We start from the raw sequence: 25713 nt of genomic DNA, 5'->3' as shown, positions 1-25713 counted from the left end.
AGCTGGTTGACGGGAAACCAGCCCAGCAACACTCAACCAGCTGCTCGACCCCAGCCGCCACCCAAGGCCTTGAACAGCGTGGCCAGAGCCATCTGCCGCTGCGTGCTGACCTCGATCAGAGCCATCTGTTGCGCAAAATCGGTGCGCTGCGCATCCAGATAGCGCAGATGACTGTCCACCCCCGCGCGATAGCGCAGCTCGGCGAGCTTGAGCGTATTCGCGCTGGTCTGCACCAGGCGCTGGCGGGCAAGCTCCTCGCGCCTCAGCGTCTCCACGGAGGCCAGTGCATCACTGACTTCGCGAAACGCCGTCTGAATGCTGCGCTCGTAGCTGGCGATCGCCATGTCCTTGCGCAGCTGAGCGACTTCCAGATTGGCGCGGTTACGGCCGCCATCAAAAATCGGCAGGCTCAGCTGCGGCATAAAGGACCAGGAGCGCTGACCGCCGGCAAACAGATCGGAGAGCTCGGCACTGGCCGAGCCATAGGAGCCCGTGAGCGAGATACGCGGAAAGAACGCGGCCCGCGCCGCGCCAATGCTTGCATTGCGTGAGCGCAGCTGATATTCGGCGGCTCGGATATCGGGACGCAGCACCAGCAGCTCGGACGGCAGACCGGCGCCGATCTCCTGCACCATGGGTTTGGCATTCAAATCCACGACAGCCTGCACCGCGCCATCACCCACCAGCCAGTCCAGTGCGTTTGCGGCCTGGCGCAGCTCGCGCTCGAAGCGCTCGACTTCTGCGCGCGCCAGCTCAAGCTGTCCTTGCGCCTCCTGCTCGTCCAGACGGCTTGCAGTGCCGGTCTTTCTGCGCTCGCTCATCAGCTGCCATTCCTTCTCGCGCGCCTGCAAGGTGCGCAGCGCCAGGGCATGGCGCTGCCGCGCGCTATCCTGGGCCAGCGAGGCCTGGATCACTTCTGCGATCAGACTGATCTGCACGCTGCGCGCGGCCTCTTCGGTGGCCAGATACTCCATGAGCGCGGCCTCGGACAGCGAGCGCACACGGCCGAAGAGATCGAGCTCGAAAGCCATCAGCCCGACACCCGCCTGATAGTTGCTCTGCACCCTGGCCGCTCCTGTGCCGCTCAGGTCGGCAGGCAGGCGCTGGCGGTTGCCCCCGGCCTGAGCCTCCAGACCGGGCAACTGGTCCGCACGCTGCACGCGATAGGCCGCGCGAGCAGTCTGTACATTGAGCAGTGTCTGACGCAGATCGCGGTTGTGGGCCAGCGCCGTTTCGATACGCGAGCGCAGGCGCTCATCGATCACGAACTCCTTCCAGTGCAAACTCTGCACCGATGCAGTCGAGGCCGATGATGCCGCGCTCCAGGTGCCGGGAATGGGCGCAGCAGGCCTGTCATAGGTCGGTGCAAAAGAGCAGCCGCAGAGCACTGCGGCAATCAGCGTCAGCGCTGCGGTACGCATGGGGTTTCGCCCGTTCATGCGGGTTCTCCTTCGGAGTCTGTGTTTTTTTCCTCCGGCACTGCGCGGCGCTTGCGCCGCAGAGAGAGCACGAAGACAAAGAAGATGGGCACGAACAGCACACCCAGCAAAGTGGCGCTGAGCATGCCGCCGATCACGCCGACGCCGATGGCGGCCTGGCTGGAGGCTCCCGCCCCGGTGGCCAGTGCCAGCGGCACCACCCCGAGGATGAAGGCCAGCGAAGTCATCACGATGGGACGGAAGCGCAAACGGGCTGCCTGCAATGCCGCTTCCGCCAGCGAATGGCCACGCTCGTGCAGGTCCTTGGCGAACTCCACGATCAGGATGGCGTTCTTGGCCGCCAGGCCGATGATGGTGATCAGGCCGACCTTGAAGTACACATCGTTCGAGAGACCCAGCGCCGAAGTGGCCAGCACCGAGCCCAGCGCACCTATGGGCACGATCAGCATCACGGCCGCTGGAATGCTCCAGCTTTCGTACAGGGCCACGAGCAGCAGGAACACCACCACGATGGCCAGTGCGAACAGCTTGGGGGCCTGTGCGCCAGCAGCCTTTTCCTGATAGGACAACGCCGTCCACTCGTAGCCTATGCCGCGCGGCATCTCGCCCAGGATGCGTTCGAGCTCGGCCATGGCCTCGCCCGTGGTGTGCCCGGGCTTGGCATCACCCGCGATACGGAAGGCCGGATAGCCGTTGTAGCGCGAGATCTGCACCGGCCCCTGCTCCCATTCCACGCTGGCAAACGAGGCCAGCGGCACCTGCTCGCCCTGGGCATTGGGCACATACAGGCGCAGCAGGGCCTCGGGCGTCATGCGCGCGGCCGTGTCGGCCTGCACCACCACGCGCTGCAGGCGCCCGGCATTCGGAAACTCGTTGATCACGGCCGAGCCATAGGCCGTGGACAGCACGGCACTGATGCTCGCGAAGCTTACGCCCTGGGCCTGGGCCTTGCGCCGGTCTATGTCCAGACGCAGCTGCGGCGCGTCTTCGAGGTTCTCCATCATTGCGTAGGCGATCACCGGCGAGGCATTGGCCTTCTTCAGCAGCTCGTCGCGCGCGGCGACCAGGGCCTCGCGGCCCAGATTGGCGCGGTCCTGCAGACGCAGCGCAAAACCGCCTGAATTGCCCAGGCCGTCAATGGGTGGCGGATCCACAGCCATGGCCGCACCGTCGGACAGACTGCCGAAGCGCTGATTGAAGGCCTGGACCTCATCCCACGACGCCTGGCCCTTGCCGCGCAAGGACCAGTCCTTGAGCGTGACGAAGGCCATGGCCGCGTTCTGCCCCATGCCCGAGAAGCTGTAGCCCATGAGGAACTCGGCCTGGGCCGTGGCGGGGCGGCTTTGCACATAGGCTTCCATGTCGCGCACCACGGCCTCGGTACGTGCTTCGGTCGCACCAGGAGGCAGTTGCACGCTGACGATGTAGTAGCCCATGTCTTCATAGGGCACAAAGGACTCGGGCATGCGCGTATAGGCAAAGCCCAGCCCGCCCACGATGGCCGCATAGATCAGCATATAGCGGCCCGTGCGCCTGACCAGACGCTGGTTGAGCAGCGAAAAACGCTCTGTCAGCTTGGCAAAGTGACGGTTGAACCAGCCGAAGAGGCCTTTCTTCTCCTCGTGGTGATCCTCGGCAACCGGCTTGAGCAGCGTAGCGCACAGTGCTGGCGTGAATGTCAGTGCCAGCAGGCCCGAGAACAGGATGGAGACCGCCAGCGACAGCGAGAACTGACGGTAGATCACGCCCACCGAGCCACTCATGAAGGCCAGAGGCAGGAACACGGCCACCAGCACCAGCGTGATGCCGACGATGGCCCCCGAGACCTGCTGCATGGCCTTCACCGTGGCGGCCAGCGGCGAGAGGCCCTCCTCGGCCATGAGACGCTCCACGTTCTCCACCACCACGATGGCATCGTCGACCAGAATGCCGATGGCCAGCACCATGCCGAACATGGTCATCATATTGACCGAGAAGCCCAGCGCATACATCACCGCCAGGGTACCGGCCAGACACACCGGAACCACGATGGTGGGAATCAGCGTATAGCGCAGGTTCTGCAGAAACAGCCACATCACCAGAAACACCAGCACCACGGCCTCGACCAGGGTCTGGATCACCTTGCCGATGGCGACTTCCACAAAGCGCGAGGTGTCGTAGGGCACGGCGTACTGAATATCGTCGGGGAAGTTCTGCGACAGCTCGGCTAGCCTCGCCTTGACCGCCTTGGCGGTCTGCATCGCATTGGCACCAGGTGCCAGTTGCACGGCGGCCGCCACTCCTTTGTGGCCGTCCTCGCGCGAGGCGAAGCTGTAATCGAGCTGGCCGACCTCGAGACGCGCCACATCGGCCAGGTGCACGGCCGAGCCATCGGCCCTGGCCTGCAACACGATCTGACCGAACTCTTCGGGCGAACTCAGCGTGCCCTTGACGGCAATCGTGGCGCTGAGCTCCTGCTCGGACGATCCGGGCTGGCTGCCGAAGCTGCCCGCCGGCACCTGGGCGTTCTGCGCGGCAATGGCCGCATTCACGTCCGCCACCGACAGGCCGTAGCCCAGCAGCTTCTGCGGATCGACCCAGACCCGCATGGCGACATCGGCGCCGAAGTACTGCACCTTGCCCACCCCGGGCACGCGGCGAATCTCGTTATTGATGTTGCGCACCGCATAGTCGGAGAGGCGGACCTCGTTCTTGCCGCTGTCGTCACCCTTGTAGGTCAGCGAATAGATCAGCAGGAAGTTGGCGCTGGCCTGCTCTACCTGCAGACCCATCTGCATGACCGATGCGGGCAGCCTGGCCTCGGCCTTCTTGATGCGGTTCTGCACCTCGACCTGGGCCAGTGCGGGATCGGTACCAGGCGCGAAGGTGGCCGTGATTTCGGCCAGACCCGTGGCACCGCTGGACGAGTCGAAGTACAGCAGACCCTTGGTGCCATTGAGTTCCTCCTCGATGACGCTGGTCACCGACTCCATTACCGTGGTGGCCGATGCCCCCGGATAGGTTGCAGAGATGGAGATTTGCGGCGGCGCCACGTTGGGAAACTGCGCCACGGGCAAGGCCGGGATCGCCAGCAGGCCGGCAAGCAGGATGAAGATCGCGACCACCCAGGCCAGCTTGGGGCGATCAATAAAAAACCGGGACATTATCTATCCTTGAATAAGGCTTGTCTTTTGGGCATTCAGCGCTTTCAGGACCAGCGCATACTGCTCATTTTTTTACAGCGGCTTCCGCGTCTTTGACGGCGTCCGCGACATTTGCAGCGGCAGCTCTGACCTGCACCTTGGTGCCGGGCACGGCTGCAGCAAGGCCCCCGACCAACACCCTGGCGTTTTCCTTCAGGCCCTCGGTGATATGCCACTCGGATCCGTACATGGCGCCGGTGCTCACCTTCTGAGCCTGCACAGTGTTGCGCTCATCGAGCACCAAGACATGGGCCAGTCCATCGCTGCCGCGCTGCACCGCACGCTGAGGCACGAGAATGGCCGCGGGATCCTCACCCAGCCCCAGGGTCACACGCACATACATGCCGGGCAACAGCAAGCCATCCTTGTTGGGAAATTCACCACGCAGCGCAAGCTGGCCGGTGCCGCGATCCACCGTCACATCCGAAAACAGCATGCGACCCTGACGCTTCTCGTCCAGGCCGTCCGCCACCAGCGTCACGGAAGCACTCCTCTGCGACTGCTCCCCCTGCTGCTGTGAACGCAAGCGCGTGGCCAGCGCTGCGGTCTGGCGGAAATCGGCATAAATGGGGTCGAGCTGCTGTATCACAGCCATCGGTGTGGCCTCCCCCTGACCGACCAGGGCGCCTTCCGTCACCAGCGCACGGCCGATGCGGCCCGCAATCGGGGCCCTCACCGTCGCATAGTCCAGGTTCAGGCGTGCCGCCTCTACTTCGGCCTGAGCAGATTGACGCGTGGCCATGGCACTGTGCAGCGCAGCCTTGGCACTATCGAAATCCTGGCGGCTGACGGCTTCCTGGGCAACCAGCGGTTCGTAACGACGCACCACGGACTGAGCATCGGAAAGCGCGGCCTCGGCTCGTGCCAATTCGCCCCGGGCCCGCGACAGCGCCGCGCGCAGCGGCGCAGGGTCGATGTTGAACAGTACCTCGCCGGCCTTCACATCGGCACCCTCTTTGAAGTTGCGGCTCAGCACGATACCCGGCACCCGCGCACGCACCTCCGCCACACGCACGGGCTCGACCCGCCCGGGCAGTTCAGCGCTGATGCTCAGCGCCCTGGGCTTGACGGTCACCACATCCACCAGCGGCAATTCCTGAGGCGGGGCGCCCGCTTCCGACTTGATGCAGCCGGCCAACATCATTGCGGCCGCCAATGCGGCCAGGGCCGGCCAGGCACGCACATTCTGGCTGTTCTTCTTCATGGCTTTTGAGTCTTGTCAAATCTTGAAAGAAGCGCATGATGCATGAAAATATTTTTTGAATCAAATTTGATTCATTAAGACCTATATTGATTCATGGCATTTTGATACCAAGTAAAGTTGCTATCCCAAGCTTTCAGGCACGCTGCTTGAATCAAAATAGGTTCATCCGTATCCGCCCCAACCGGAGCCACGAATGACGACAGCCCCTCACGACAACACAGCAATCCTCCCCCCCTTGGCCCTGGCCCTGGTCAACCACCCGCGCGCCACGCTTCAGGAACTGGCAAAGGCCATAGGCATCAGCAAGGCGACCCTCTATCGCTTCTGCCCCACACGCGATCTGTTGATCAAGCGCCTGCTGGAGCAAAGCCTGCGCACGCTGGACGAAGCGCTGGATGAGGCCCGTATCGAGGAAGGGCCGGTGCTCGAAGCACTCAAGCGCCTCAATGCCAAGCATCTTGAACATCGCGAATTCACGCTGTTCCTGACCTATTACTGGAACGAAGTCGAAAAACCCATGGAGGAAAATGCGATCTGGGAACCCAAGGTCGACGCCTTTTTCCTGCGCGGCCAACAAGAAGGCGTGTTCCGCATCGATTTCAGTGCCGCAACGCTGACCGAGTTATGGCTGGGAACCGTGATCGCGCTCATCGATGGAGAACGCCGCGGTCGCATCCCTCGCGCCCCGCTGGCACAGCTTGCCGAACAGGCGTTTTTGCAGGGCGTCATGCGCCAGGACGCAACGGCAACAGCCTGACAGAATCGACCCGGACTGCAGCCTTAACGGCAATGCCTGCCTCCAGCTGCACCATGCTCATGCCGTTCCCCTGCAACGCGAGCTCGCGTGCCCTCACACTCGTTTTCACAACCAGAGAGTAGCCTTGTCATGATCAGTCACCTCGACCACCTGGTTCTCACCACGGCCAATGAAGCGCAATGCATACGCTTTTACACCGAAGTCCTCGGCATGCGACTGGAATCCTTCATCGGCGGCACTCCGCCCGTGGAGCGCAAGGCCTTTGTGTTCGGTCAGCAGAAGATCAATCTGCATGTGAAAGGGCACGAGTTCGAACCCAAGGCTCATACGCCGGTACCCGGAGCTCTGGATCTGTGCTTTCTGGCCTCCGTGCCGCTGGACGAGGTCATCAAACGCCTGGAGCAGTTGTCCATCCCCATCGCAGAAGGTCCCGTGATGCGCACCGGAGCCACATCCCGAATCCGCTCCATCTATCTGCGCGATCCCGACCTGAACCTCATCGAAATCTCGGAGCTGGCCTAGCCGCCATAACTCCGATCAACCGAGGCCGGGAGGCATGCCCCCCGGCACCCGGTCAGAGCTGTGCCAAAGCCTTTTGTGCCGGTGCATGGCCTTGCTCTGCGGCGCGCTGCAACCACTCACGAGCCTGCTTGGCATTCTTCTTCACACCCAGACCGTCCCGGTACAAAGTTCCCAGCGCGTACTGGGCAGGGGCATCCTGCTGCTCGGCGGCCAGCCGATACCACTTCAGCGCCTGAGCCAGGCTCTTGCCCACACCCTCGCCGTTTTCATACAAGGTGCCCAGGTTGTACTGGGCCTTGGCATAGCCTTGATTGGCTGCCATGGTGAACCACTTGGCGGCCTCGGTGTAGTTGGGTTGTGCAAAGCCCTTGCCAAGATATTGAAAGACACCGACGTTGTACTGGGCCAGAACATTGCCCTTGAGTGCCGAGTTCAGGTTCTCCATGTATTCCATGGACTGCGCAAACTCCGCCGACTTGGGCGATGAAGCGGAGAGTTGCCCCAGCCGCTGCGCCGCCGCCGCATGCTGGTACTTCAGCGCCTGGGTGTAATAGGCAATCGCTTCTTTCTCGTTGCGATACTCGCCCTCTCCCTGTTCGAACAGGCGGCCCAGTTCATAGTAAGCCTCGCCCGAGCCGCGGATGGCCACAGCGTGCAGCAGCAGCACGGCCCGCTTGTAGTCGGGGTCCACACCCTGGCCTTCGAAGCAAATCTTTCCCAGCAGCAATTGGGCTTTCTGCACGCCTTTGTCTGCCAGCGGGGCCAGCCATTTCGCGGCTTCGGCACGATTCTTCTCCACGCCTTCGCCAAGGTAATACATCTCGGCCACCGTGAACTGCGCGAGCACATCGGCCTGCTGGGCCGCCTTCAGATACCAGCGAAACGAGGCCTGCAAATCCTGAGGCAGCAACTCGCCTTTGCGGTAGACAAAGCCCAGGCCATTTTGTGCCGTCACAGAGCCCTGCCGTGCGGCGCGCTCCAGCCATGCGACACCTGTTGCGGCATCCTTCTCAACTGTTTCGCCTTTTAGATAGATCGTTCCCAGCAGGTTCTGCGCATCGAGATTTCCAGCGTTTGCAGCCTGATGAATGCGTGCCAGGCCTGCCTCAGGATCTTTTTTCACACCTTCGGCACCCAGCACATAGACCAGACCCAGCAGATACTGAGACGGCGCGTGATTGTGCTCAGCAGCCAGACGTAGCCAGCGCAAGGCATCGTCGGCATTCTTTTCCACGCCATTGCCGTAAAGATAGGCCTTTCCCAACTCGTACTGTGCCGCGACATCGCCTGTCTTCGCGGCATTGACCATTTCGCTGGGCTGAGCCTGCGCACAACCCAAAACTGACAGCCAAGCCGACAGCACCAAAGCACCAGACCATCGCGCAAGCATTGCTTCCCCTGTTCACAAAAAAATGTGAGTATATAGAAGCAATACCTTGCCCATAAAGCGTTGACAGCTATCAAAACCATACTAAACCGCCTCAGCATGGAAATGACTGCCGATGGGGCTGGTCCTGGCCCATCGTCACAGAGCCGCCATGTGCCCGCGCAGTGTCTCTTGTCTCGGGACAGCATTGCTGCTCGAGGCTCGCTCGGGCCAGGCGGCACAGAGATCTGCCTGCTCGAACTCTGCCAGCGTGCAACTTGCACCGCATGTTTGCGATCTTGCAAACAGTGCGGGAGACCCGACCCGGACCTTGCGCCTTTGCGGGCAAGCATCTCTCCGGCTCAGGCAGCCATGGGCGTACAAAGCTCCACCACGGTGCCGTCAGGGCAACGCAGATAAGACACCATCTGCCCCCAGGGTTTGGCCGTCGGAGCGGCCATCTCGATGGCGCCTGCGCTCAGCGCGCTCCTATGGGCCACCTCCACATCCTCAGTGACCAGCGCGATTTCAAATCCCAATGGCTTGGCAGAGCTGTGCGCTTCGACATGGCCTCCAGGAAAATTCAACGCGCCCAGCTCATGGACGGCAAATGCCAGCGTGGTCTGCCCTGTCTCGAGCTCGCCATAGGTTCCGGATTCATGCAGAAAACGCTGTTGTATGCCGAATGCCCGGTTAAAGAATTCCAGCGATGCCGAGACATCCGGGACGTAGATGATTGTGTAACCCAATTTCATGAAGGTATCCTCTCAAAACCCAACCGAACTTGAACGGCTGCATCTTTACCGTCCAAGACCATTGCCTGCATCATCCTACCCAGCAAAACGGCAAAGGCCTTGAAAACGCTTCAAGGCCTTCCGGGGACGGTCAGGTTCAAGCTCTCATCTATAGTCCCATGCCCAGAATCGAGTTATCGGCATGCAGCTCGCTACCGCTCATGACACTGGACTCGTCGCTGGCCAGGAACAGCACCAACTGCGCGATACGCTCAGGCATATAGGCGCGGCCGGCGCGGTTGAGCTTGGGGTCATGCAAGATCATTTCCTTGCTCACGCCCTTTGGCAGCGAAGCCTGCATCATGGGCGTATAGATGCCATCAGGATGAATGGAATTGACGCGAATTGCATAGCCTTGCTTGCGACAGTTCAGGGCAGCGGCACGGGTCAGTGCCGACACAGCTGCCTTGCTGGCGCTATAGCCGGCGTATTGCTCCACGGGCAGCCAGCTGGATATCGAGGCCATGTTGATGATGGAGCCCCCTGTCTGCTTCATCGCCGCAATGCCCTGCTGGCAACCGATGAAGACCGACTCGGTGTTGATCTTGAGCAGGCGGCTGAAATCCTCCAGACGCCCGGTTTCCATATCGCCAGGCAGCAGGATGCCGGCATTGTTGACCAGCACATCGAGCCGGCCAAGACGTTGCTGCACCGCCGCCATCACAAGCGTCCAGTCCGTCTCGCTGCTCACGTCATGGCGGACGAACATGGAGCGTTCTCCCAATTCAGCCGCCAGTTGCTGCCCCGCCGCTTCATTGATATCGCTGAATGCGACCTTGGCGCCTTCACCAAGAAGCAGCTTCACCACCTCCAGACCCACACCACTGGCACCACCAGTGACCAGCGCCACCTTGCCCTGCAAACGATTTGTCATCCTCTGTCTCCTCTTGATTTTTTCCAAGCCCTGAGCAGGGCATTGCTACGGCCAGATAAAAAAGGAGGTGCAAGCGCCTCCTGGCTTGAATGGCAAAAGCCCACAGCCACACAAAGTACGCCACAGGCTGTTTACCGGATTCATTTTTTAGTTGCCCGCGTTACGCGCCGCTTCGGGCGTAAACATGGCCGCAGTCATATTGCCCTTGTTCAAGACAGGCCCCTGGGGGCGTTCCTGGAACAGGTTGTAGGCCACATAGCCGCCAGAGTTCAGGTCGTGATAAAAGCTGGTGCCCGCATGCCAGATCCGGGCGTCGAAGGCGTAGTAATGATTGACCACCGCCTGCAGCCACAACTGGCCACGTGCATCGTAGTAATCGCTCATCAGCGCCTGGCCGGTATCTTCATCGAGGAACAGCACGCGCTTGCCGAACATGTGGCGATAGCCATCCTTGAGCGAAGCCTCCAGCACCCAGACACGGCGTAGCTCGTAGCGCATGTAGTCGGGGTTTTCATGACCGGGTTTGAGCAGATCGGCATACTTCACGTTGCTGCCGTGAATCTTGTAGGCATTGGCCGGCACATAGACTTCCCTCTTGCCCAGTGACTTCCAGTTGTAGCGCTCGGGCGAGCCGTTGAACAGACGATCGGAGTCAATCGTCAGCTTGCCGCCGGTGCCCGACAGAGGCTGATCGAAGCCGTATTCGGGAATCTGGCGCACACGACGTGTGCCGGGGTCATAGCTCCAGCCCAGGCGCTTTTCCTTGCCAAATTCAACCGGCTCGGACACTACGCTGACGCCGCCCTTCTCACGCTCTGGCAGCTTGACTGCATTCATGCCCTGGGACATGGGACTGCTCAGTGGCTGTCCTGCGTTGGCCGGGTCGTTGACCTGGCTGAAGGCGCGATTGTCGGCACGACCCCAGACGATGCTTCCATCGGCCAGCACATTGGCGTTGTCACGCAGCGTGTGTTCGGTGAAAGCACGCGATGGCAAAAGATTGTTGAAGGCCAGCTCAAGTCCGTTTCTGGGGAACGGGAAGGGCAGCGCTCCCTTGACCGCACCCGTTGTGCCCTGACCGTCTGCGTTCATCACCGCATCCTGGGCGTTCTTTCGGGCCGCCGCGCAGACGGCATCCGAAAAGCGGAAGTCGCGATGCCCCTGATAGACCGGAATGCGATAGGTCCTGGGGTATTTGGCAAACATGGCCTTCTGGCCTTCTGCAAGGCGCTCGGCATGCTGAGCCAGATTCTCAGCCGTGATAATGAACAAAGGCTTTTCACCGGCATAGGGGTCCACCGGGTGCTGGCCAGCATGCGGGTTGTATTGAATGCCAGGTGGCGTACCCAGCCATTTCCCCGTGAACTCGGGCACACCACTGGCTGTACCGGCTTTTTCTCCTCCCGTGCAGGTCAACGACTTGCCCAGCCTGGCCAGTTCATCGGGCGTCGCCTTGGCCCAGACCGCCCCAACAAACAATGCACCTGCAGCCAAGACCGCCAGCAAACGGGGTCCCTCTCCTAACTTCATGCCTAGTCTCCTTGGATGCATCCACCATGCATCTACCTGTCATTGAACTTCTCTGATCGTTCTTCTTCCTTGCCCACTCGCGATTCCGAAGCAACGAAATCATTGTTCGACCAGCGACAATCGCAAACATCGTCAATTAGGACTAGCACAGGCAGACGCCAGCAACAGACACAAAAAAAGCGGGCCGTTGGCCCGCTATGGAAAAGCAGTTTTCGTTCAGCGCTTGATGCCGAACACGCCCAGCATCTGTTCCGTCTGCTTTTGCATCTGCTCCTGCATCTGCGTGAACATGTTCTGGGACTGCTCCATATAGCTGCCCATCAAACCCTGCATGGCTTGAGGCTGCATGCTCATGAACTGCTTCCAGGCCTCGGGGTTCATGCCCTGGGACTGGCCCGCAAGCTTGCTTTGAAAGTCCGTGAACATCTGCACATTCTTTTCGATGTAACTCCCCATGAAGCCCTGCATGGCATGACCGTAGAAGCGAATGATGTTGGCCAGCATGGCCTCGGAGAACATCGGAGCCCCGCCCGCTTCTTCTTCCAGAATGATCTGCAGCAGGATGGAACGCGTCAGGTCTTCATTGGTCTTGGCATCCCTGATGACCACCGGCTCGCTATCCATGACCAGTTGCTTGACCTCGGCCAGAGTGATGTATGAAGAGGTATTCGTGTCGTAGAGGCGGCGATTGGGATACTTCTTGATGATTCGCTGGCTCCCCACCTGGACATCACCCTCTTTGCCCTCTTTGTTTTCTTGCATCGCAAGTCCTTTATGTTCTGGGGGTCGGCCCCGTCGTCAATTGAGCTATTGCAGTGCAACAGATTTTAGGCAGTGCACAAGCCTCATCGGCAAGCAGTAACCCTGACAAACAAGCTTGTCTGCGCTGCAACAAAGTCGCACCGCCGTCACAGCCAGCATCAGGTCTTTGCCATTTATTCACAAAAAACAGTTTGCCGTCTATCGAAATCAAGCTTGCAGAAGGTTTACAGTGCCTCTCGTTGTTTGACGAAAGGCTCAACGGATGATTACCACCAAAACACGCAATGCTGTTTGTCTGACCGCCCTGCTGGCTGCCGCCGGCTTCATGACTGCAGCGCAGGCCCAGCCCGATGCCGCTGCAGCCGACGCCGCCAAGGCCGCTGCGCCGCAGGCTGCACCTGCAGCCCAGGCAGCCCCTGCCAATGTGGATGCCGCGGCCGCAGACGCCGCATTGCGCAAGCGCCTGCAGGCAGTTGTCGCAGCCATGGACGGCAAGTCCAAGCTGGCTGCCAACAATTTCAACGAGGAGTTCCTCAAGAATTCCCCCATCGACACCGTGCAGAAAGCCCTGGACTCCGTGCGCGCCGGCGTCGGCAGTTGCCAGGCGGTTGGCCGCATGGAAAGCTCCACACCTCTGGCCACCAGCGTGCTGCTGAGCTGCACCAAGGGCTTTGTACCCATGGAGCTGGCGGTCGAGCCCAAGGCTCCTTACCGTATTTCGGGCATTTTGCTGCGCCCAGCCTTCTGGAAATAAGCGCTCTTCACCATCAGAAATGGAGCCTCCTGGCTCCATTTTTTGTTGGCACCGACCAAGTCAGATCACCACCGGCTCGGGCTCCAGGCGAATGCCAAAGCGCTCGTAGACACTGGTCTGAATTGCCCCTGCAAGCGTCATCACCTCGCCGCCGGTCACGCTGGCGTCGAGGCTGTGGCGATCTCCGCGATTGACCAGCACCAGCGCCTGCCTGTCGTAAACGCCCGCCCGGCCCATGGTCTTGCCTTTCCAGCCGCAGGCATCGATCAGCCAGCCGGCCGCCAGCTTGATGGAGCCATCATCCATGGGATAGTGAACAATCTTTGGCTCGCGCGCGATGATGTCCGCGCATTGCTCGGTCGTCACCGTGGGATTCTTGAAGAAGCTTCCCGCATTGCCGATGACTTCTGGGTCCGGCAGCTTGGCGCGACGAATCTCGCAGACCCATTCAAAGATCTGCTGCGCAGTCGGCTGCTCTATGCCTTTTTCCGCCTGCTTGCGCTGCAGATCGAGATAGCCCAGATCCGGCTGCCAGCTCTTGGGCAGCGCCAGACGCACCCGGGTAATCACCGCCCGCCCCTTGAGTCCCAGGCCGCGAGGGACAGCCGTCGAGCCCGTCACGGGCCAGTACTTGGGCTGAGCCGGTGCATGCTTGAACACCGAGTCACGGTAGCCGAAGGCACATTGCGCGGCATTGAGGCTGAACTGCTCGCCGGTGACCAGATCGATCGCGTCCAGGGAGTCGAAGCGATCCTGCAGCTCCAGCCCGTAAGCGCCGATGTTCTGCACCGGGGCCGCGCCTACCGTGCCTGGAATCAGGGCCATGTTTTCAAGGCCTGTATAGCCCTGTGCCAGCGTCCATGCCACCATGTCATGCCAGCGCTCGCCCGCCCCGATCTCGACAATCCAGTGCTTGTCGGTTTCGCGCAGCAGCCGCATGCCCATGATTTCCATCTTGAGCACCACGGGGGCTACGTCGCCCGTGAGCACCACATTGCTGCCACCGCCAAGGACGAACACAGGCTGCCGCCCCCATAGCGGGTCGGCGAGAAACTGACGGATATCGTCCTGGCTACGAATGCGCACCAGCGTTTCGGCGCGCGCGGCAATGCCAAAGGTGTTGCAATGCTGCAGGGGAACATTTTTCTCGACTAACATCCATCCAATTGTCGCACTGCGCCTGCTCTGCTGCTGGCAAGCAGCACATCACGGCCCGGCGCACTGTGGCTGTTTACCGCTCTGATACTGATAGGAATTACACATGCCTTCTTTTGACACTGTTTGCGAAGCCGATTTCGTCGAAGTGAAGAACGCCGTTGACAACGCCACCAAGGAAATTGGCACCCGTTTCGACTTCAAGGGCACATCGGCCGCCGTCGAACTCAAGGACAAGGAAATCACCATTTACGGCGATGCCGAGTTCCAGCTGCAGCAAGTCGAAGATCTGCTGCGCAACAAGCTGACCAAGCGCAATGTCGATGTGCGCTTCCTGGACATCCAGAAGGCACAGAAGATTGGCGGCGACAAGGTCAAGCAGCTCATCAAGGTCAAGAACGGCATCGAGTCCGAGCTGGCCAAGAAGATCCAGAAGCTGATGAAGGAAAGCAAGCTCAAGGTGCAGGCCGCCATTCAGGAAGAGAAGGTCCGCATCACCGGAGCCAAGCGTGACGACCTGCAGGCGGCCATGGCATTGATCCGCAAGGATCTGGCCGACCACCCTCTGTCGTTCAACAACTTCCGCGATTGAATGAAGCCCCCCCTGCGCAGCTCCGCTGCTTCCCCTTCCCTCGCCTTGTGGGAGGGGGGCGAGGCCGTTGCCACAGGGCGACGCGGCCGGCTCAGCTCCTTGCCCAGCGCCTCCCGCCTGCGTCGCATGGGGCTCATGCTTTCAGTCGCTGTGGCCTCCAGCAGTGTCTTTGGACAGTCCGTAGCCCTGACTGGCGTGCTGGGCAGCAAGGCCTTGCTGGTCATTGATGGCAGTGCCCCCAAGGCGCTGGCCGTCAACGAAAGCCACAAGGAGGTGCGCCTGCTGCAGATCAGCGGCGACACCGCCGTGGTGGATATCAAGGGCCGGCGCCAGACCGTGCGCCTGGGCGATGCTCCGGTCAGCGTGGGCAGCCGGGGCGGCATTGGCGGCGCCGCGCGCTCGGGCCGGCTGGTCCTGATCGCCGACTCGCGCGGCCATTTTGTGGATCGCGGCTATATCAACGGAAAAACCATGCAGTACATGGTGGACACCGGCGCCAGCACCATTGCCATAGGCCGCGCCGATGCCGATCGCATGGGCCTGCCCTACGAGCAGGGTGTCCCCGTCCTGATGCGCACAGCCAACGGCACTGCCCAAGGCTGGCGCATCAAGCTCGACAGCGTCAAACTGGGCGAGATGGAGGTCTACGGCATAGAGGCCGTAGTTGCCCCCCAGTCCATGCCCTATGTGCTGCTAGGCAACAGCCTGCTGACCCGGTTTCAGATGACCCGCAAGGGCAATGAGATGGTTCTGGAAAAGAACTGAACCCGCCTCTCGCCCATGCACGCACGCTACGACGACCCTTATGAAGACCTGCTGGGCCTATGGTCGGATCTGGAGGCCGCACTCGCGGTTCTGCTGACCGAGCCGCTGCGCATCCCAGGCTTTGCCATCAAGCTGCACCAGCTTGATCTGTGGTTGCAAGACCTCATCACGCAGGACAGCGATGCCGCGCTGTATCTGATGTTTCAGCGTGCCAGCTCGACAACCGTGGGCTATAGCCCGTCTCACGCCGTGGTCTGCGCGGGCCTGTGCCATATCCTTGCCAAGGAGCTTGACCTACCTCAATCCGAGCGCGACATGCTGATCCGGGCCGCCCTGACCATGAACATCGGCATGACCGTGCTGCAGAACCAGCTGGCCGAGCAACGTACACCGCTGAGCAGCCAGCAGGCCGAAGCCGTCAAGCAGCACCCCACAGAGGGCCGGCTGATGCTGGAGCGGCTCATGGTGCGTGACCCGCTCTGGCTGGACAGCGTGCAATACCACCATGTGGTGCTGCAGCCCGCGCCGCTGGCACAGTTGCAGCCGCTGGAGCGTCTGGTCCGCATTCTGGGCACGGTAGACCGTTATGCAGCCCTGATCAGCCCACGCAAGACCCGTAGCGGCCGCTCGGCCACCGAGTCTCTGCAAGTGCTGCAGCAGGGCGGCCAATACGCCGATGAGGTCAAGCAGGCCTTGATTGATGTCGTGGGCCTGTACCCGCCCGGCACCTATGTACAGCTGGACAATGGCGAAGTGGCCGTGGTGCTGCGCCGCGGAAAAAGCCTGGAAGAACCCGAGATTGCCAGCGTGATCGACCGCGACGGCCACAGCATGTACCCGCCCATCTGGCATCCGGACGGACGCAGGCCGGCCATCACCTCCGCGCTGGCTCGTTCGTCGCTGACGCTGGATCTGGACCTGCGCTCCATGGCACAGCTGGGCATTCACAGTGCACGCGGCAATGCCGAGCTGTACCGCATGGTCAAGCTGCCGGGCAGCAGACGCTAACCCTTTCTAAACGCCTTGTGCAGCGATCAGGCCGGCATGGTGGCCACGCGTGAACGCCTCCTCCAGTACCGAATAGCCGGCCCAGTCCGAATGCGCAAAGCTCAGCCGCGCCGTCGCAGGCGTGGGCAGACCTTGCACTCGCTCCCCATTCAATAGCAGGTTGCGCTTGCTGGCACTGAACTTGACTGCTATTTCGCTCAACATCTGCTGATCGCCAGGTCGCGGAATCGCCATCGCATGGCCATAGCGGGTGATTTCCATGCGTGTGGCATGCTGCAGCAAGTCTGGGTGCGGCTCGCTCAGCGTGTTCACGATGCGCTCGCGCCAGAAGGCAAACGGCTGCTGCATCAATTGCCGACGCCCATCGGCCCAGTCCCCCAGCGCCTGGTAGTAGCTCAGTACCGTGGGCTGGCTGCGGATTCGGTCCAGTCGCTGATTGCCAGCATCCACATAGCCCAGCCCGCCTGCATTGCCATCGCGGTACAGCACATTGTCCCAGGCGGGCTCGGCGCCGGGGTAGTCGGCCAGCGGTCGGTCGATATGGATGTTCGCCACCAGCCAGGGTGCCCAGTCCAGGCGAGCCGCTACGGCACGCAGAAAATCGGGCGCATTGCGCAGCACTCTTGCAGCAATAAAACTGGGCAGCGCCACCACGCAATGGCGCGCCAGCCAGCGTTCATGCTGCTGGCGGCCATGGTGATAAACCTCGATCTGCACGCCGCCCGCGTCCTCGGTGACCGCAAGCACGCTGCAATCGGTCTGCAGCTGTGTGGCTTTCAGTCCCGCCGCCAGTTGCTGCGCCAGCCAGCCATTGCCCTGTGGCCAGGTCAGCACCTGCTCGCCATCCGCTTCGCTCTCATGCTCGGACTGCGGACGCGGCGCGTGGAAACCATGGCGGCTGGCAAAATAGTGAATCCCCGCCCAGGCCGAGACACGGCTCAGACCGGCACCGAAATCATCGCGGCAGCTGTAGTCCAGATACCAGAGCAGACGCTCGTCATCGAGGCCCTGCGCTGCCAGCCACTGATCGAAACGCTGCGCATCGAGCATGGCATGAGAGGCTGGCAGACCCGCTTCGCGCTGCCAGACACGGATGGAGGGCATGGCGAAAGCCGCCGCCCGAGCCGCTGCCTCGACCTGTTTTTCAAACAGCGCATATTGCTCCAGCGTGCGCTGGCTCACGCCTTGCACCGGCAGCAGCCCTTCGTGCCAGCCGCCCTGCCAGTACAGACGCTCCTGCGGGCTATGGCAGAGATAGCGCTCGTCGTAGCGCCAGCGGCCGGCGAAGCGCTGGCGCACGCCCAGCTCCTCCAGCCAGTCCTGCACCTCATGGGCATCGTCGCCGGGCACGGGCAGATAGTGGGCACCCAGGGGGCAGGCTATGCCCTTGACCTGCCCACCCTGGCTGTTGCCACCCACTGCGGTCTGGGTATCGAGCAAGGCTGCGCCCTGAACGCCTGCCAGCTCCAGCGCGCGCGCCGCCGCCAGCCCGGCCATGCCGCCACCGGCTATCACGACCGGCGCCCGGTGCACCACGGCAGGTGCGGGCAGCTCCAGCCCCTGCGCCAGGCGCTGCCAGAAAGGGCGCAGACCATGACCACGTTCCAGCGCCACGCCGCTGAAGCCACCCGGCAGATCTTCCAGCCTGGGCGGCTCCTTTCTGCAGCCGGCCAGGCCGGCCGCACCGAAAGCGCCGGCTGCCGCCCGCCTGAGCCAGTCACGCCGATGCAGATAGTTCGGCATCAATGCTCCACCTTGCCCCACTCGCGCTCATAGGTGTTGACCAGCACCTGATTGGACAGGCGATTCACCACGGTCGACACGCGCGCCATATCGAGAGGAAAGTCAAACATCAGGCGCAGCGTGGGCAGGGTCAGAAAACGCATGCCGGCAGGCAAGGCCTCTGGCTCGCGCCAGGGACGGTGGCTGGCCAGCACAAAGCCCCATTCGCCAAAACTGGGCACATGCACGTGATAGGGCCTGGCCGTCAGACCCACGGACTCCACGGTCTGCACCACGGTCCAGAAGCTCTGGCGCGCAATCAGCGGCGAGGTGGTCTGAATCACGGCATAGCCGCTGGCTGCCAGACGCTTGTCCAGCAGCGAATAAAAACTGTTGGTGAACAGCTTGCCAATGGCGAAGTTGGTGGGGTCGGGAAAGTCCACCACGATCACATCGAAGGTGTCCGCAGTTTCCTGCAGCCAGTGAAACGCATCGGTATTGACGATGCTCACGCGGGCGTCGTTGAGCGCATTGCCATTGAGCGCCGTCATCATGGCATTGCTCTTGAACAAATCGGTCATGACCGGGTCCAGCTCCACCAGCACGACGGATTCCACGCCCGGGTACTTGAGCACCTCGCGCACGGCCATGCCGTCGCCGCCGCCCAGCACCGCCACCTTCTTCGGTGCGCCATGTGCGGCCATGGCGGGGTGGACCAGCGCTTCGTGGTAGCGGTACTCGTCACTCTGGGCAAACTGCAGATTGCCGTTCAGATACAGGCGCGCGCCCTGGCGTCCCTGCGTCACCACAATACGCTGATAGGGCGAGCTGCTGCTCAGCACGATGCGGTCCTGGTAGAAATGCTCGTCGGCCAGCCGGGTCAGCTGATCCGCGCCTGCGATGCCGCCGCCCAGGGCCAGCAGGACCAGCGCACAGGCCCAGGCGTGGGCACGCAGATTGCGCAGCTCATGCTTGAAGAGCACCAGGGCCCACACGGCAATGGCCGCGTTCATGAAGCCGAACAGCAGACCTGTGCGCACCAGCCCCAGCTTGGGCACCAGCACGATGGGAAACGCCAGCGACACGGCCAGGGCACCCAGATAGTCGAAGGTCAGTACCTTGGAGACCAGATCCTTGAGCGATGCATTGCGCTTGAGAATGCGCATGACAAGCGGAATCTCAAGCCCCACCAGCGTGCCCACCACCATCACCATGCCGTAGAGCAGAAAGCGGAACGCGCCCGGCGCATAGGCATTGGCCAGAAACAGCACGGCCGGCAAGGCACCGCCGACCAGCGCCACCATCAGCTCCACACGCAGAAAATGCGCGGGCAGCTGGTCTTCGAAATAGCGCGAAAGCCACGAGCCTATGCCCATGGCAAACAGATAGGTGCCGATGATGGTGGAGAACTGCAGCACCGAATCGCCGAGCAGATAGGATGCCAGCGCGCCTGCTGCCAGCTCATAGAGCAGGCCGCAGGCCGCAATCACGAACACGCTGGCCAGCAGCGCCACATCAATGGGCCGCGGCCCCTGGCCAGCGCTATGCTCCTCGGCCACCATCGAAGTCATCTAATTCCTTTAACCGTAAAACAGGCGCGCCGTCCTCTGCCTGCCAGGGACAGCGAGCAAGGGCCTGGGCGGCCCCGCCGCCCCGCAGCGAAGCTGTCGTCTCCCTCCCCTAGCGCCCAGCGCGTAGAGAGAGGAGCAAGGCGCGCAGCGCCTCAGGGGGAGCCTCAATGTATCGCCGCAGCGACGATGATGCTGATCCCCAGGCACATGGCCGCCACCACCATGGCTAGCGCCTTGTTGTGCTTCTCCACGATCTCGGCCCACATGTCCACGGGCGTGATCTTGTCGATGATGATGAAGCACAGCCAGAACACCACCACGCCCACCAGGGCGTAGATGATGGAGCCGAAGAAGTTCTGGGCGCTGAACCAGTCGAAATTCATGATGTCTCTCCTGTAATGAGATAGGGGACCTGCCTGTGAGAGCAGCGACGCTTATTTATGGCTGCCACCCGAGGTGTAACCACCGTAGGAGCCGCTGCTGGAGCGGCTGTATGTGCAGTTGGGATCTGTGCGCGGGTCGCAGTTGGGACTGGACATGCAGGCGCGCAGGAACGGCAGGATGAACAGCAGCAGGAACAGCCAGAACAGGATCGTGCCCCAGCTGAAACCGCTGCCCGACAGAGGACTGACCTGGGAGCGATCCTTGAGCTTGCCGGTGCCGAAGGCCTGGGCAATGGTCTCTGCCGACGCACGCTGCCCGTGGGTCCAGGTGGTTTCCTGATTGGCGGTCTCCAGCGCCAGCGTGGACTGCTTGCCGCCATTGGCAAAGTCCACATTGCTGGACTTGGCGCCCTTGAAGACGGGCCAGTAGAACTCGCCCTCGGCATATTCCGTCTCCGCCAGATAGGCGTAGTCGCGCTGGTATTTGCGCTGCAGATAGGTGGCAGTGGCGCCGTTCTTGCTGAGCTTGGGAGCACCCGTGATGACGCGGGCCGTGCTCCAGCCGTCTTCCGAATCGACGATGAACGAAAAGCCCGCCTTCTTGTTGTAGAGCAGGTACTCGTCCCAGGTGAAGCTGTCGTCCTCATCTTCGCCCAGACCACGCCCGCTGCGCCTCTGAAAGCCCACAACCTGCCATTTCAGGCCGTCGAGCGTGCCCTCGCTGCCCAGCGGGATCAGAGGCTTGACCTTTCTGCGCTGCTCGGCATAGCTCAGCTCCGCCCCCATGCCCTTGGACATGTCGATCAGGCTGCCGCAGCTGGGGCAGCTCAGGGCCTTGGTGGTATCAAAGCGCACGGGCACCACGGCACCGCACTTGGGACAGTTGAAGTGGCGCCCCTGGGTTTTCTGCTGGGCGCTGCTGCGCAGGCCCTGCATCTGCAAAGCCTCCAGCGCCACGGCCGCCCCCAGGCTGAAGGCCGGTGTCTTGTCGCTGAAGTCGATGGAGAGAATCTGGTTCTTGTCGCTGCGCAGCTCCACCAGCTTGAAGCTCTTGCCCAGCTGGGGCAACTGGGGCAGCTCGCCCTGAGCCGCCATCAGTTGCGCATCCTGAATGCTGGTGACGGTAAAGGATTCCGTGCCGGCCTTGAGCTCGCGGCCCATGCGCCATTCGCGCTGCTGGAACTCGGTCACGTTCCAGCCCGGCGGCTGCCAGTTCACGGCAAAGACAAAGCTGCCGTTGTCCTCACTCAGCCAGGCCAGCTCGCCATTGCTGAGTACAGCCACCCATTCCGACCAGCTGCCAGCCGCGCTCTTGTACTGCGCGCGCCCCACGATGGTGAAGGGTTCGGGCTTGCCGTTGCGCTTGACCATGCCCGAGGCGCCCAGCTGCAGCGGGCTGTAGTCCTCGAACACCTCGGCCATGGAGCCAATGCGCTTGAGCGTCTCGCCATCGCGCAGCACGGTGCTGCGGCAGAACTCGCAGACGGCAAAACTCGATTGCGCACTGGCGAAGTGGACCGGTGCGCCACAACCAGGACAGGGAGCGCTGTAGTCGCGCTGCGATGGGCTGGAAGCCATATCTTTTTGCTATTTAATCAGGAGCTTCTTGCGCTTGAATGGAAGAGGCCTGAAGGCGGCCCCGGCGAAATGTAGCAGCCGCGCCCTAGCGATGCTTGCTCTTGCCGCTCTTGCGGGCCGCGCCCTCTGCAGGCTTGGAGCCCTCGGTCTTTTTCTGGCCCAGCCTGGACTCCTTGCCGGCGATCAGGCGCTGGATGTTTTCGCGATGACGCCAGACCAGCAGGATCGCCATCACCACAATCGCGACAGTGATGGGCGTTTCCGCATCCCAGACGATGCCGCTGCACAGCACGTAGTACACGGGCGCGAACACGGAGGCCACCAGCGCGGCCAGGGAGGAATAGCGGAAGAACACGGCCACGATGACCCAGGTCAGCGCCGTCGCCAGACCCAGCCAGCCGCTGATGCCCAGCAGCACGCCCAGCGCCGTGGCCACGCCCTTGCCGCCCTTGAAGCCGAAGAACACCGGGTACAGATGGCCCAGGAAAGCGGCCAGGCCGGCCAATGCCACCGTGCTGTCGCCCAGACCGAACGGCTCGCCGAAGGCCTTGATCAGGAGCACGGGCACCAGACCCTTGAGTGCATCCAGCAGCAGCGTGACAGCCGCCGCCGCCTTGCTTCCCGAGCGCAGCACATTGGTGGCCCCGGGGTTGCCGCTGCCATAGGTGCGCGGGTCGTTCAGGCCCATGACGCGGCTGACGATGACGGCGAAAGACAGCGAACCAATCAGATAGGCCGCGATGACGGCAATAACGGGATAGAGGGCGTTCAAAGGAATTCCTCGGCCAGAGACTGGCCCTTAGGCTCGCCAACCAAAGTCGGCGGAACCGATTGTTGTCACGACTTACGCAAGTTCGGACCGTGCATGCTGTCTTGTCGATAGCAATGCCGTTGTAGATTCCTGATTGCGTATGTTCTAGTTGTTTGCTTTTTTGCCAGCCGGCGTCTGCCCCGGCTAACCAGCCCCCTATTCTGCCAGCGCGCAGTGCACCGGCCGGGCATCGAGCAACAGGGTGCAGACCTCAGGCGCCAGTTGCACCAGATAGCCGCGCCGTCCGCCGTTGATGGCGATGCGTGGCAGCGCGAGTATGGTTTCCTCGATATAGACCGGCATTTCGCGCCTGGTGCCGAAGGGCGAGGTGCCGCCCACCAGATAGCCGCTGTGGCGGTTGGCCACCTCGGGCTTGCAGGGCTCCACGCTCTTGGCCCCGATCTGGCGCGCCAGGTTCTTGGTCGATACCTTGCAATCGCCATGCATGAGCACGATGAGCGGCTTGGCATCCTGATCCTGCATCACCAGGGTCTTGACGACCGCATGCTCGTCCAGCCCCAGCTGACGCGCCGACTCCTCGGTGCCGCCATGCTCCACATAGTCATAGGGGTGTTCGGTGAACTCCACCTTGTGGGCCTTGAGCATCTGCGTGGCCGGAGTCTCGCTCACATGGGCGTTTTTGTCTTTTTTTGCCATGATTCAATTTTGATAGCTAGTGGCGCATGTTCGATATGGGCCATCAGCCATTCTCCCTCAATAAAGCGTCAGACAGCGGGATCGCGCATCTCCCAGCGGATGCGGTCGATTTCAGCCAGCAGCTGGGCTGGCAGCTCGGTTCCCCAGGCATCGAGATCCTCATCGAGCTGGGCCACCGAAGTCACGCCGATGATGGTGCTGGCCACCTGCCACCTGGTGTAGCAGAAAGCCAATGCCAGCTGCGTGGGGGTGAGGCCGTGCTTGCGCGCCAGCGCGTTGTAGCGGCGCGCGGCGGCCAGCGCATCGGGGCGACCCCAGCGCTGTCTCTGCACTGACTCATACCTGGCGATGCGTGCCTGCTTGGGTGCACCGGCCTCGCTCGGTGCAAACTGGTCGAACTTGCCCGTCAGCAGGCCAAAGGCCAGCGGCGAATAGGCCAGCAGCGACACATCGAGACGGTGACAGGTTTCGTCCAACCCGTTCTCATAGCTGCGGTTGATCAGGCAATAAGGGTTCTGAACCGCCGCCACACGCGGCAGTCCATGCTGTTCTGCCAGGCGCACAAACTCATGCACGCCATAAGGCGTCTCGTTGGACAGACCGATATGGCGAATCTTGCCTTGTTTGACCAGACCAGCCAGCGCCTGCAACTGCTCGTGGATGGGCGTGAGCGAACTTTCCTTTTGCGGGTCGTAATACATGGCGCCGAAGGCCGGCACATGGCGCTCGGGCCAGTGGATCTGGTAGAGGTCGATCACCTCGGTCTGCAGGCGCTCAAGGCTGGCGTCGCAGGAGCGCACGATGTCCTCCGCCGACAGGCCAGAGCCTTCGCGGATCCAGGGCATGCCGCGCGAGGGACCGGCCACCTTGCTGGCCAGCGTGATCCGCTCGCGCATGCCGGGGCGGGCCTTGAACCAGCGGCCGATGATGGATTCCGTCGCGCCAAAGGTGGCCTCACGGGCGGGCACGGCATACATTTCGGCCGTGTCGAAGAAATCCACGCCGCGCTCCACGGCTCGATCCATGATGCGCCAGGCTTCGGCTTCGTCGACCTGCTCGCCAAACGTCATGGTGCCCAGGCAGATGGGGCTGACGCGCAAATCGCTCTGCCCCAGAGCAACGGGATTCATGGAAAGACGGGAAGTGGATGCAGCAGAAGTCATGCTTCCAAGTTTAGGGCCTGAGAGTACAAGGTCAGGGCAAGATCAGGGCAGACTCCTTGTTTTTGCTGACACAGCTGTCCCGCGCACGACGGGCCATGCTGCAAGCGCAGCAATAATCAAAACAACGGAGACAATATGACAACGCACACCCCCACGCAGACCGGCCAGCTCACCGATATCCCGCCCTATCAGCCGCGCCGCCAGTGGCGCTCGCAGATGCTGCCCGTGCGCAATATGCACTACCACCTGCGCAGCTGGGAGCCCGAGCCAGCTTCCGGAATCGATCCCGAATTGCCCGTGCTGGTGCTGGCCCATGGCTGGATGGATGTGGCCGCCTCCTATCAGTTTGTGGTCGACGCCTTCAGTGACGCCTTTGTGCAGGGCCGCCGCATCGTTGCCCACGACTGGCGCGGCTTCGGCCTGAGCCGCAGCACCGAGCCCTGTGACAGCTACTACTTCACCGACTATCTGGCCGATCTGGACATGCTGCTGGAGCAGATTTCGCCCGATCGGCCCATCGACCTGGTCGGCCACAGCATGGGCGGCAACATCTCCTGCATGTTTGCAGGTGCGCGGCCCGGGCGCATACGCCGCTTTGTCAATCTCGAAGGCTTCGGCATGGCGCCCACAACGCCCGACCAGGCCCCCGGGCGTCTGGCCCAATGGATGGATCAGCTGCGCGAGCAGCGGGCAGGCGGCATGGGGCTCTCCCCCTACGACAGCGTGGAGGCCGTTGCCAATCGTCTGCAGAAAACCAATCGCCGCCTGCCACGCGACAAGGCGCTATGGCTGGCTCACCATTGGTCGGCCCCCGATGATCAGGGCCGCTGGCATATTCTGGGCGACGCCGCACACAAGCTCTCCAACCCCTATCTCTACCGCGTGGACGAAGCCCTGGCCTGCCTGACTGCCATCAGCGCGCCTACCCTGTCGGTCGAAGCTTCGGACGACAGCCTGGGCCAGTGGCACCAGGGCCGCTACACGCTGGAGCAATACCACGAGCGCATTCGCCACATCCCGCAATGCGAGATAGCCCGCGTGCAGGACGCCGGCCATATGCTGCACCACGACCAGCCAGAGGCCGTGGCCAGGCTGATCGAGGACTTTCTGCGCTGATCAATCGC

General features: G+C 62.0%; 23 protein-coding genes. 7 read left to right on the top strand and 16 right to left on the bottom strand.

Translation table 11 applies throughout. The features are described from left to right. Nucleotides 1-32 precede the first annotated feature (32 nt). The 3 genes from F0P97_RS10255 to F0P97_RS10245 all read right to left on the bottom strand — a co-directional run bounded on the left by F0P97_RS10255 (nucleotide 33) and on the right by F0P97_RS10245 (nucleotide 5825). The gene (locus tag F0P97_RS10255) at nucleotides 33-1439 is read right to left on the bottom strand and encodes an efflux transporter outer membrane subunit (protein ID WP_182286627.1); all 1407 of its coding nucleotides are present in this window, start codon (nucleotides 1437-1439) and stop codon (nucleotides 33-35) included. Then, nucleotides 1436-4582, bottom strand: a complete 3147-nt coding sequence (locus F0P97_RS10250; RefSeq protein ID WP_182286626.1) for an efflux RND transporter permease subunit — start codon at nucleotides 4580-4582, stop codon at nucleotides 1436-1438. Before F0P97_RS10250 ends, F0P97_RS10255 begins: the two co-directional genes overlap by 4 nt. Before the next feature lie 64 nt (nucleotides 4583-4646). Continuing rightward, nucleotides 4647-5825 carry an efflux RND transporter periplasmic adaptor subunit gene (locus tag F0P97_RS10245; RefSeq protein WP_182286625.1) on the bottom strand — a complete coding sequence of 393 codons (1179 nt, stop codon included), beginning with the start codon at nucleotides 5823-5825 and terminating at the stop codon, nucleotides 4647-4649. Nucleotides 5826-6018: 193 nt separating this feature from the next. Between F0P97_RS10245 and F0P97_RS10240 the strand changes: the two genes are divergently transcribed. Together F0P97_RS10240 and F0P97_RS10235 are read left to right on the top strand one after the other, a co-directional pair. Further along, a complete protein-coding gene (locus F0P97_RS10240) occupies nucleotides 6019-6582 on the top strand; it encodes a TetR/AcrR family transcriptional regulator (RefSeq protein WP_182286624.1) in 564 nt (187 codons plus the stop codon). A gap of 129 nt (nucleotides 6583-6711) precedes the next feature. Continuing rightward, nucleotides 6712-7104 (top strand): VOC family protein, encoded by a 393-nt coding sequence (locus F0P97_RS10235; RefSeq protein ID WP_182286623.1) that lies wholly within the window; start codon nucleotides 6712-6714, stop codon nucleotides 7102-7104. Nucleotides 7105-7156: 52 nt separating this feature from the next. Here F0P97_RS10235 and F0P97_RS10230 read toward each other — a convergent pair whose 3' ends face one another. From F0P97_RS10230 to phaR, 5 genes are all read right to left on the bottom strand, one after another. Then, the gene (locus tag F0P97_RS10230; protein ID WP_232538188.1) at nucleotides 7157-8413 is read right to left on the bottom strand and encodes a tetratricopeptide repeat protein; all 1257 of its coding nucleotides are present in this window, start codon (nucleotides 8411-8413) and stop codon (nucleotides 7157-7159) included. 419 nt (nucleotides 8414-8832) lie between these two features. Beyond that, nucleotides 8833-9225: a VOC family protein gene (locus F0P97_RS10225; RefSeq protein ID WP_182286621.1), complete on the bottom strand. Its 393-nt coding sequence runs from the start codon at nucleotides 9223-9225 to the stop codon at nucleotides 8833-8835. Nucleotides 9226-9373: 148 nt separating this feature from the next. Continuing rightward, on the bottom strand, nucleotides 9374-10138 hold the full coding sequence (locus F0P97_RS10220; protein WP_182286620.1) for an SDR family oxidoreductase: 765 nt from the start codon (nucleotides 10136-10138) through the stop codon (nucleotides 9374-9376). Nucleotides 10139-10285: 147 nt separating this feature from the next. Beyond that, nucleotides 10286-11668, bottom strand: coding sequence for a DUF1329 domain-containing protein (locus F0P97_RS10215; protein ID WP_182286619.1), 1383 nt, complete (start codon nucleotides 11666-11668; stop codon nucleotides 10286-10288). A gap of 216 nt (nucleotides 11669-11884) precedes the next feature. After that, nucleotides 11885-12430, bottom strand: a complete 546-nt coding sequence (gene phaR, locus F0P97_RS10210; protein WP_052263658.1) for a polyhydroxyalkanoate synthesis repressor PhaR — start codon at nucleotides 12428-12430, stop codon at nucleotides 11885-11887. Between the two features lie 262 nt (nucleotides 12431-12692). Here phaR and F0P97_RS10205 point away from each other — a divergent pair, with 262 nt between their 5' ends. Continuing rightward, nucleotides 12693-13184 carry a hypothetical protein gene (locus F0P97_RS10205; protein WP_182286618.1) on the top strand — a complete coding sequence of 164 codons (492 nt, stop codon included), beginning with the start codon at nucleotides 12693-12695 and terminating at the stop codon, nucleotides 13182-13184. A gap of 60 nt (nucleotides 13185-13244) precedes the next feature. Here the strand turns inward: F0P97_RS10205 and murB are convergent, their stop codons facing one another. Continuing rightward, the gene (murB, locus tag F0P97_RS10200) at nucleotides 13245-14342 is read right to left on the bottom strand and encodes a UDP-N-acetylmuramate dehydrogenase (RefSeq protein WP_182286617.1); all 1098 of its coding nucleotides are present in this window, start codon (nucleotides 14340-14342) and stop codon (nucleotides 13245-13247) included. 103 nt (nucleotides 14343-14445) lie between these two features. Between murB and F0P97_RS10195 the strand changes: the two genes are divergently transcribed. The 3 genes from F0P97_RS10195 to F0P97_RS10185 all read left to right on the top strand — a co-directional run bounded on the left by F0P97_RS10195 (nucleotide 14446) and on the right by F0P97_RS10185 (nucleotide 16704). Further along, nucleotides 14446-14931 (top strand): YajQ family cyclic di-GMP-binding protein, encoded by a 486-nt coding sequence (locus tag F0P97_RS10195; protein WP_003063225.1) that lies wholly within the window; start codon nucleotides 14446-14448, stop codon nucleotides 14929-14931. Nucleotides 14932-15066: 135 nt separating this feature from the next. After that, nucleotides 15067-15696 carry a retropepsin-like aspartic protease family protein gene (locus tag F0P97_RS10190; RefSeq protein ID WP_232538187.1) on the top strand — a complete coding sequence of 210 codons (630 nt, stop codon included), beginning with the start codon at nucleotides 15067-15069 and terminating at the stop codon, nucleotides 15694-15696. Nucleotides 15697-15711: 15 nt separating this feature from the next. Further along, nucleotides 15712-16704: an HD-GYP domain-containing protein gene (locus tag F0P97_RS10185; RefSeq protein WP_182286616.1), complete on the top strand. Its 993-nt coding sequence runs from the start codon at nucleotides 15712-15714 to the stop codon at nucleotides 16702-16704. Nucleotides 16705-16710: 6 nt separating this feature from the next. On the opposite strand, the gene F0P97_RS10180 is transcribed toward F0P97_RS10185, so the two are convergent. From F0P97_RS10180 to F0P97_RS10150, 7 genes are all read right to left on the bottom strand, one after another. Further along, nucleotides 16711-18447 (bottom strand): NAD(P)-binding protein, encoded by a 1737-nt coding sequence (locus F0P97_RS10180; RefSeq protein ID WP_182286615.1) that lies wholly within the window; start codon nucleotides 18445-18447, stop codon nucleotides 16711-16713. Further along, on the bottom strand, nucleotides 18447-19997 hold the full coding sequence (locus F0P97_RS10175; protein ID WP_182286614.1) for a polyamine aminopropyltransferase: 1551 nt from the start codon (nucleotides 19995-19997) through the stop codon (nucleotides 18447-18449). Before F0P97_RS10175 ends, F0P97_RS10180 begins: the two co-directional genes overlap by 1 nt. A 164-nt stretch (nucleotides 19998-20161) precedes the next feature. Next, nucleotides 20162-20380: a DUF350 domain-containing protein gene (locus tag F0P97_RS10170; protein ID WP_003063240.1), complete on the bottom strand. Its 219-nt coding sequence runs from the start codon at nucleotides 20378-20380 to the stop codon at nucleotides 20162-20164. Nucleotides 20381-20431: 51 nt separating this feature from the next. Next, a complete protein-coding gene (locus F0P97_RS10165; RefSeq protein WP_182286613.1) occupies nucleotides 20432-21958 on the bottom strand; it encodes a DUF4178 domain-containing protein in 1527 nt (508 codons plus the stop codon). A gap of 85 nt (nucleotides 21959-22043) precedes the next feature. Then, nucleotides 22044-22730, bottom strand: a complete 687-nt coding sequence (gene plsY, locus F0P97_RS10160; protein WP_182286612.1) for a glycerol-3-phosphate 1-O-acyltransferase PlsY — start codon at nucleotides 22728-22730, stop codon at nucleotides 22044-22046. 195 nt (nucleotides 22731-22925) lie between these two features. Then, on the bottom strand, nucleotides 22926-23426 hold the full coding sequence (gene ybaK, locus F0P97_RS10155) for a Cys-tRNA(Pro) deacylase (RefSeq protein ID WP_182286611.1): 501 nt from the start codon (nucleotides 23424-23426) through the stop codon (nucleotides 22926-22928). A gap of 68 nt (nucleotides 23427-23494) precedes the next feature. Then, nucleotides 23495-24556: an aldo/keto reductase gene (locus F0P97_RS10150; RefSeq protein WP_182287161.1), complete on the bottom strand. Its 1062-nt coding sequence runs from the start codon at nucleotides 24554-24556 to the stop codon at nucleotides 23495-23497. Between the two features lie 168 nt (nucleotides 24557-24724). On the opposite strand from F0P97_RS10150, the gene F0P97_RS10145 reads away from it, so the two are divergent. Next, entirely contained in the window at nucleotides 24725-25705 is a 981-nt protein-coding gene (locus F0P97_RS10145) for an alpha/beta fold hydrolase (protein ID WP_182286610.1), read from the top strand. The last annotated feature ends 8 nt before the right edge of the window (nucleotides 25706-25713 follow it).

The sequence above is a fragment of the Comamonas testosteroni genome (assembly GCF_014076415.1).
GTDB classification, from domain to species: domain Bacteria; phylum Pseudomonadota; class Gammaproteobacteria; order Burkholderiales; family Burkholderiaceae_C; genus Comamonas; species Comamonas testosteroni_F.
This window is presented reverse-complemented; position numbering and strand designations above follow the sequence as displayed.